8 protein-coding genes are annotated in these 8,027 nt (G+C 59.4%); 7 read left to right on the forward strand and 1 reads right to left on the reverse strand.

Annotated features, from left to right (window positions below; translation table 11 throughout):
* Positions 1-80: 80 nt before the first annotated feature.
* Positions 81-950, reverse strand: coding sequence for a LysR substrate-binding domain-containing protein (locus H8S59_RS24895; RefSeq protein WP_187523146.1), 870 nt, complete (start codon positions 948-950; stop codon positions 81-83).
* Between the two features lie 245 nt (positions 951-1,195).
* Between H8S59_RS24895 and H8S59_RS24900 the strand changes: the two genes are divergently transcribed.
* The 7 genes from H8S59_RS24900 to H8S59_RS24930 all read left to right on the forward strand — a co-directional run bounded on the left by H8S59_RS24900 (position 1,196) and on the right by H8S59_RS24930 (position 8,008).
* Positions 1,196-2,029, forward strand: a complete 834-nt coding sequence (locus tag H8S59_RS24900; protein ID WP_187523147.1) for a transporter substrate-binding domain-containing protein — start codon at positions 1,196-1,198, stop codon at positions 2,027-2,029.
* A 157-nt stretch (positions 2,030-2,186) separates the two neighbouring features.
* Positions 2,187-3,026, forward strand: a complete 840-nt coding sequence (locus tag H8S59_RS24905) for a transporter substrate-binding domain-containing protein (protein WP_187523148.1) — start codon at positions 2,187-2,189, stop codon at positions 3,024-3,026.
* Complete coding sequence (locus H8S59_RS24910; protein WP_187523149.1) at positions 3,023-4,459, forward strand: FAD-binding oxidoreductase; 1,437 nt, start codon at positions 3,023-3,025, stop codon at positions 4,457-4,459. The genes H8S59_RS24905 and H8S59_RS24910 overlap by 4 nt, the downstream gene beginning before the upstream one ends.
* Entirely contained in the window at positions 4,456-5,673 is a 1,218-nt protein-coding gene (locus H8S59_RS24915; protein WP_187523150.1) for an aminotransferase class I/II-fold pyridoxal phosphate-dependent enzyme, read from the forward strand. The genes H8S59_RS24910 and H8S59_RS24915 overlap by 4 nt, the downstream gene beginning before the upstream one ends.
* The gene (locus H8S59_RS24920) at positions 5,670-6,404 is read left to right on the forward strand and encodes an amino acid ABC transporter permease (protein WP_187523151.1); all 735 of its coding nucleotides are present in this window, start codon (positions 5,670-5,672) and stop codon (positions 6,402-6,404) included. Before H8S59_RS24915 ends, H8S59_RS24920 begins: the two co-directional genes overlap by 4 nt.
* The gene (locus H8S59_RS24925) at positions 6,394-7,185 is read left to right on the forward strand and encodes an amino acid ABC transporter permease (protein WP_187523152.1); all 792 of its coding nucleotides are present in this window, start codon (positions 6,394-6,396) and stop codon (positions 7,183-7,185) included. Before H8S59_RS24920 ends, H8S59_RS24925 begins: the two co-directional genes overlap by 11 nt.
* Entirely contained in the window at positions 7,172-8,008 is an 837-nt protein-coding gene (locus H8S59_RS24930; protein ID WP_187523153.1) for an amino acid ABC transporter ATP-binding protein, read from the forward strand. The genes H8S59_RS24925 and H8S59_RS24930 overlap by 14 nt, the downstream gene beginning before the upstream one ends.
* Positions 8,009-8,027 lie beyond the last annotated feature (19 nt).

Genomic DNA, 8,027 nt, shown 5'->3' on the forward strand with positions numbered 1-8,027 from the left:
CGCTCCCACATACGATCCCATTCCAATTTAAATGAGCAAAATCTTTACTTGAAAACCTCTGCCACTCCTCAGAACTTCCCCTACAACCCCTGACTCCCACGAATCAGGTCATAGGCCCGGCGCGCCAGCGGGTTGACGGTGTTGGGCCTGATCCACAGGTGGTAGGTCACGTCCGGGAGGCGCGGCAGCCCGTCGTTTTCACCCAGCACGCGCATGTCGGGGCCGAGCATTTCCATGCTTCGTGCCGTTACCCCAAGTCCCGCTCGGGTCGCGGCTTTGACACCGATCAGGTTGGATGCGAGATACGCCTGACGCCAGGGGATATTGGCGCGCTCCAGGGCTTCCAGCGCATAACGCCGGTAAATGCTTGGCTCGTCTATCAGGATCAACGGCAGCGGCTCGCCCGGCTCGTGAAGGTACCCGGCAGAACAGATCCACCACACCGGCGATGTGCGCAAGGCAAAGCCTTCGAGGTCCGGATCTTCGCGAGTGGAAATCACCAGATCCACTTTGCCGCGATGCAAATCGTCCATCAGAAACGGGCTGCGGCCGACATCTATTTCCAGCCGCAGGCGGGGGGCTGAACGGGCGATATGGCTGAGGATCGGCGGCAGAATGGTATCGGCGATGTCGTGAGGCGAGCCGATGCGCAGGACGCCACTCAAACTGTCCTCGCGCAGGGCGTTGAGTGCTTCGTCATTGAGCGCCAGCATTTGCCGGGCATGGCGTAGTAACTGGTGGCCCGGTTCGGTGAGCTGTTTCTGGCGGCCCTGCTTCTGAAACAGGCTGACCCCCACTTGCAGTTCCAGACGCTGCATGTGCTGGGTGACGGAGGATTGCGTGCGCGCCAGCTGGACCCCGGCTTCAGCAAAGCTGTTGTGATCGACCACTGCAACGAAGGTGCGTAGCAATTCAAGGTCAAGGGTCGGGCTGGGCGGATTGTTCGGCATGGGACATGGCTCGGTTCATATCAATCAGGTAGCTCAATACATTACGTATTTTTATGTAATGCCGGTCGGTATTTTTCAGAAACTCCATAAGGGCCCCGTTTTACAAGCTTATAGCGTTTTTGCTTAAAGCTGGAATACAGAAAGTTATAACCATATTTGATATTTGAATTTCCGTTAATCGTTGGCGCTACCTAGGATGCCCTCACATCAGGTCGGGGTACGCCGACCGTTAACAGGGAATGATTATGCCGACCACTCGCACGCCAGTTTCTCGTTTGTTGCCCGTCATGCTGGGCGCTTTGGTTTCGTTTACCGTCAGCGGTATGGCCCAGGCCGATGCGACGCTGGACAAAATTGAAGCCAGGCACAAGGTGGTGGTTGGGGTTCTGCTTTCCGGTGGGCCATTCGGCTCCATTGATCCGTCCAGCCAGAAGCCTGAAGGGCTGAACGTCGATCTGGCCGAAGACATCGGCCGCCGTCTGGGCGCTGAAGTGGAGCTGGTGCCGGTCCTGCCTGCCAACCGGGTGCAGTTCCTGCAGCAAGGCAAGGTGGATCTGTTGATCGCCAACATGGAATGGACTGCCGAGCGCGGTCAGATTCTGGGTTCGGTGCCGACGCCTTTCTATCGGGTTGGCGGCACGGCAGCGGTATTGAAGGACAGCAAGATCAATACCTGGCAAGACCTGAAAGGTCAGCCGGTGTGTACCTCCCAAGGCAGCAGCTACGTCAAGCCGCTGACCGAGTTCGGGGCTGAACTGAGGGCGTTCAAAAGCTCGTCGGAATCGCTACTGGCGCTGCGCGGCAACAACTGCGTTGCCGCTGTTCATGACTCCACCCTGATCAATCCACTGTTGGCCAGCAATCCTGAATGGAAGGACTACCGCGCCATTTCCCCGGAACTCAACCCGGCACCGTCCGTGATCTGGACCCGTCAGGGCCAAACCGACACCCAGGCCAGGCTCGACACCATCGTCAAGGACTGGCACCGCACCGGCTTTCTGATCGAGGCCGAGAAGCGCCACAACATCACCCCGGCATCGCCTGCGCTGGTTGAGCTGCACGCGCAGTTCAAGGGGTAACGATTCGATTTGTTGACCCTTTGTGGGAGCGAGGCTTGCCCGCGATGCATGAGACGCGGATGGAAGAGACACCGCGTTATCGTTTATCGCGGGCAAGCACCGCTCCCACAGGATGCACTATTCCAAATGACCGACTTCGGTTACCAAGGAAACACCCATGAACACCTTCTTCACCCTCAAAACCCTCACAGCCCTCGGGCTGGTGCTCTGCGCAGGGCTCGCCCATGCCGACGCGACACTGGACAAGATCCAGCAGCGTCACAAAATCAGCATCGGGGTGATTCTCAGTGGCCCGCCATTTGGCACCATTGACCCAACCACCGGTGCGCATCAGGGCTACAACGTCGAGCTGGCCAAAGGCATTGCCGAACAGTTGGGCGTCGAGCTGGAAACGGTCTCCGTGCTGGCACCTAATCGTGTGCAGTTCCTGCAGCAGGGCAAAGTCGATCTGTTGATTGCCAACATGCAGTACACCGATGAGCGCGCCGGGATTCTCGATTATGTGCCGACCCCTTATGAAGAAGTCGGCGGTGCAGCACTGATTCGCAAGGGCGCGGGCATCAGCAAGTGGGAAGACCTCAAGGGCAAGCCGGTGTGCGTGTCCCAGGGCAGCAACTTTATCAAACCATTGCAGGAAACCTACGGCGCGCAAATCAAGGCGTTCCGCAGCCAGTCCGAGTCGCTGTTGTCCTTGCGCGGTAACGGATGTGTCGCGGCGGTGCACGTCAGTCCAACCATGCATGCGCTGCTCAGCGAAGACGAGTGGGCCGATTATTCGACCCCTTTGCCGACCGACCTGATCCCGTCCAACTCGGTGATCTGGATCCGCAAGGGCGAACATGACGTGCAAGCCAGACTCGACGCCATTGTGCGTGACTGGCACCGCAGCGGCTGGTTGATCGAGGTCGGCGAACGCACCGGCATGGCACCTTCCCAGGCCTTGCGCGATCTGCATGAAAAATTCCGCAATGCCGTGCCATTGGCCGTCAAACAATGAGTGCTGCCCTGTTAGAGGCGTTGCAGCAGCTGCTGGGCGCCAGCCATGTGCAGAGCGGCGAACACGCTGCGCCGCAACTGACCGACAAACAGGGCAGCTATGTCGGGCGGGTGGTGGCTATCGTGCATCCGGCCGATACCGAACAGGTCGCAGCGGTTGTGCGCCTGTGTGTCGCCCATGAAGCGCCGATTGTGGTGCAGGGCGGCAATACTGGATTAATGGGCGCGGCGACACCGGATTCCAGCGGTACAGCGGTGTTGTTGCTGCTTGATCGTCTGAATTGCGTGCGCGCTGTCGATACCGACAACGACACGTTCACCGTCGAGGCCGGTTGCATCCTGCAAAACCTGCAGGACGTGGCGCGCAACGCGGACCGTCTGTTTCCGCTCAGCCTGGGTGCAGAGGGCAGCTGCACCATCGGCGGCAATTTGGGCACCAACGCGGGCGGCACTGCGGTGCTGCGTTATGGCAACACTCGGGAGTTGACTCTGGGGCTGGAAGTGGTGACCGCCGAAGGAGAAATCTGGCATGGCCTGCGCGGTTTGCGTAAGGACAACACCGGCTACGACTTACGTGATTTGTACATCGGCAGTGAGGGCACTCTAGGCATTATCACCGCTGCGACCTTGAAGCTATTCCCTTTGCCCAAAGCGCAGGCGACAGCCTTTCTGGCGTTTGAGTCGCTGGATCAGGCGGTGAGCTTTCTGTCCCACGCGCGTGCTGGATTTGGCGCAAGCCTGACGGCTTTCGAATTACTGACGGCGGATTGCCTGGCGCTCTTGCGCGAACAATTTCCTGACGGCCCACAACCATTTTCCAAGGCAGCGCAACCCTGGTTTGCACTGTTGGAACTGTCGGATAACCACAGCGAAAGCCATGCCCGGCAATCTTTTGAAGAGGTGTTGGGCGCTGCGTTCGAACGCGATTTGCTGGCCGACGCGTTGATCGCCGAAAGCCTCGCCCAGAGCGAAGCCCTGTGGCTGCTACGCGAGAATATGAGTGACGCGCAGAAACGCGCCGGTCGCAACATGAAGCACGACATCTCCGTGCCAATCTCCCGTGTGGTCGAGTTCGTGGCGCACACCGATGCCTTGCTGCAGAAGCATTTCCCCGGTGTGCGCAACTTCACCTTCGGCCACCTGGGCGACGGCAACCTGCATTACAACGTGGCCCATCCGCTGGATTCGACGGTTGAGGCGCATATGGCCAATTACGCCGCTTTAAGTGCGCTGGTGCATGACTGTGCCCATGCCTTCGGCGGCTCGATCAGCGCGGAGCACGGCATCGGTCAGCGCAAGTTGCAGATGCTGACGCACTACAAAAGCCCGGTAGAGCTGGACCTGATGCGTCGCATCAAGCAGGCGCTGGACCCGAAAAACCTGCTCAACCCCGGCAAAGTCCTGATGGTTGGCGAACAGGGAGAAGCGCCATGAGTGTGCGTCTGTCAAAACGCGTGCAACGCGTCACGCTGTCGGCCAATGCCGCGGCCAAATCCCGTGTCACCGCCTTGCGCGAAGCGGGAGTCGATATTCTCGACCTGACTACCGGTGAGCCGGATTTCGATACCCCGGAACACATCAAACAGGCCGCCTATGCGGCGATTGCGGCGGGCGACACCAAGTACACCGCGACCCCCGGCGTAAAAGCCTTGCGTGATGCCGTGCAGCGCAAACTCAAACGGGAAAACCGTCTGGACTACACGCTGCCCTCCATCGTGATCGCCAATGGTGCCAAACAGATTATCTATAACGCCTTCGCTGCGACCCTGGATGACGGTGATGAAGTGCTGGTGCCGGTACCGTATTGGCCTTCTTTCCCTGACAGCGTACGTTTCAGTGGTGGCGAACCGGTGTTCATCGAATGTCCGTTGGAGCAGGGCTGCAAACTGACGCCGTCCCAACTGGAGGCCCACATCACTGAGCGCACCCGCTGGTTGATTCTTAATGGCCCGGGCAACCCCAGCGGCGCGGTGTACAGCGAAGCCGAGTTGCTGGCGCTGGCCGAGGTGTTGCGCCGCCATCCTCAGGTCCTGGTGCTGCTCGACGAGCTGTATGAACACATTCGGTTTGATGACCGTCAGGCGTTGAACCTGCTCAACGTCGCGCCTGATCTGCAATCGCGTTGCCTGCTGGTGGGTGGGGTGTCCAAAACCTATGCCATGACCGGTTGGCGCATCGGCTTTGGTGCCGGGCCGCAAGAACTGACTACTGCCATGACGGTCGTCCAGTCCCAGTCTACCTCCGGCGCATCGTCGGTGGGGCAGGCCGCTGCATTGGCGGCATTTGAAGGTGGTCTGGGTTTCCTGCCGGAGCAAGTCGCGGCTTATCACCAGCGTCGCGATCTATTGGTTGCTGCGTTGCGCGATGTGGATGGCTTACAGGTGCTGGAGCCACAAGGCGGATTCTTTGTGTTTGTCCGCTGCGCCGGTTTGCTCGGTCGTTATCGTCCGGACGGTCAGCGCATTGATAGCGATGCCGATGTGGTCGACTGGCTACTTGAGTCGGGCGTTGCTGGCGTTGCAGGAAGTGCTTATGGACTGTCGCCTTGGTTCCGCCTGTCGATTGCCACTGCAACGGCCAGCGTTGCCGAAGCCGGGCGACGCATCGCCGCGGCCTGTGCACGTTTGCAAAGCGAGGTCCCCGCATGAGCAATTGGCTGGAACTGTTTGTGCACTGGACCGCCGGGTTCGGACTCAACTACAACTTCTTGCTGGATGCCTACCAGCGCGGCTCCATGCTGGACGGTGCGCTGACCACTTTGTTGCTCTGTGCATTCACCATTGTCGGCAGTTTGCTGGTCGGGGTGCTGCTGGCGGCAATGCTCACCTCGGGCAAAGCCTATCTGGCCACTCCGGCGCGAATCTTCATTGAAGTCACCCGCAATACGCCGACGCTCGTCCAGTTGTATTGCGCGTTTCTGGTGCTGAACATGCTGCTGACTCAGGCAGTCGGCGCGGCGAACCCGCTGACGCCGTTTGCCTGGGTGGTGATCGTAATTTCCCTGCACAAGGGCGCGTTTCATGCCGAAGCATTACGCGCCGGTATCGAGGCAGTGCCGTCGGTCACCATGGAAGCCGCCAGCTCGCTGGCATTCAGCAGCCGTCAGTTGCTGTGGAATGTGCAATTGCCGCTGGCGCTACGGTTTGCCTTACCGTCGCTGATCAACAATCTGATTGATCTGGTGAAAATGACCGCAGTGGCGTCGGCCATTGCCGTCGGCGACATCACCTATGCGGCGATCATGATCTGGACCCAGAGCGACAACGTGCTGGAGCTGATGATTCTGATTCTGTCGTTCTTTGGCTTGCTGAGCTTTGTCGTCAATTGTGTAGGCCGCGCCCTTGAAACGCGCCTGAGGATGCCCGGTTATGGCCACTGATTCTTCCACCGCAGCGTTGCCGCTGACCTGGCAACGTCGCCGCATGGGCAAGCTCCTTCTGGCTGTGCTGGCAGTGGCGTGGCTGATTTTCGCGGCGCCGCAAAGCCCGGTGTTCATGGCCTTGGTGCAATGGTCGCCCGCATTGGCCAAGGGCTTCGGACAGAACATTCTGATCAGCCTGGTGGCGATTGGTCTGGGCACCGTCGCCGGGCTGTTGATCGGTGCGCTTGCCTTGTCGCCCAGCTGGATATTGCGCCTGCCTGCGCGGATATGGGTGCAGATTTTCCGCAACGCGCCCTGGCTGGTGCTGATCTATTTCACGACGTATGTGTTCCCGTTCGAGATTCACATTGGCAGCTCTTACATTTCGTTTCCTGACTGGGTCAAGGTCACCATCGGCCTGGCATTGCCTGCCAGCGCCAACGTCGCGGAAATCTTCCGCGGCGCTATTGGCTCGATCCCCAGCACGCAGTGGGAAGCCGCGCGTTCGCTGGCGTTCACTCGCGGGCAGATCTTCACGTCGATCATCCTGCCGCAGTGCTTCAAACGCATGTTGCCGCCGTGGATGAATCTTTATGCGGTGATCACCATGGGCACGGCGCTGGCTTCGCTGGTGGGTGTGCACGACGTGATCGACACCGCGCAGATCGCCAGTAACACCGTGAATCAGACCGGTTTCACCGTGCTGATTTACCTGAGCCTGTTGGCGCTGTTTTTTGCCTACTGCTATCCGATTTCACGCTTGACTCAACGTCTGGAGCGCCGTTATGCCTTCTACTGATACAGCTCCCACTCCTCTGGTCAGCCTGCGCGATCTGCATTTGTCGTTCGGCACCAATCATGTCCTCAAAGGTATTGATCTGGAGGTGCAACGGGGCCAGGCGGTGTCGATTATCGGGCCTTCAGGATCGGGTAAATCGACCATTCTGCGCTGCATCACCGGTCTGCTGCAGACCCAGCGCGGCACCATCCAGGTCGGCGCAACGGAGGTCAACAAGCTGGCCACCGAGGCCGACCGTATCGAGTTGCGCAAGCGGGTTGGATTTGTGTTTCAGCAATACAACCTGTTTCCGCATTTGTCGGTGCTGGCGAACCTGGTGATTGCCCCGCGCAAGGTGCTCGGTCTCAGCCGAGCCGACGCCGAGCAACAGGCTCGTGCGTTGCTGGCCAAGGTCCGCATGGAACACAAGGCGGAGGCTTATCCCGGGCAGTTGTCGGGTGGTCAGCAACAACGCGTGGCGATTGCCAGGGCGTTGGCCATGCGGCCTGAATTGATCCTGTTCGACGAAGTGACCTCCGCGCTGGACCCGGAAACGGTCGGGGAAGTGCTGACCGTTATTCGTGAGCTGACGGAGGAGGGCATGACCTGCGTGCTGGTCACCCACGAAATGCGCTTTGCCGAAGAAATCAGCGACGTGGTGTATTTCACCGAGAACGGCTTGATCGTCGAACACGGCAGCGCCGACCAGATATTCCAGCGGCCGATCAGCGAGCGTACCCAAGAGTTTCTGCGTCATGCGCTGGGTGATTCCGGTCGCCGTCCGACGGCACAGAATGCCCCGTATGTGTTGAGCAATCTGGGCCGGTACAGCATTTCTGTTTGAGGCTGTAAGAGGACCCCCA

Origin of the sequence: Pseudomonas folii (genome assembly GCF_014357575.1) — a bacterium.
In the GTDB taxonomy this organism is placed as follows: domain Bacteria; phylum Pseudomonadota; class Gammaproteobacteria; order Pseudomonadales; family Pseudomonadaceae; genus Aquipseudomonas; species Aquipseudomonas folii.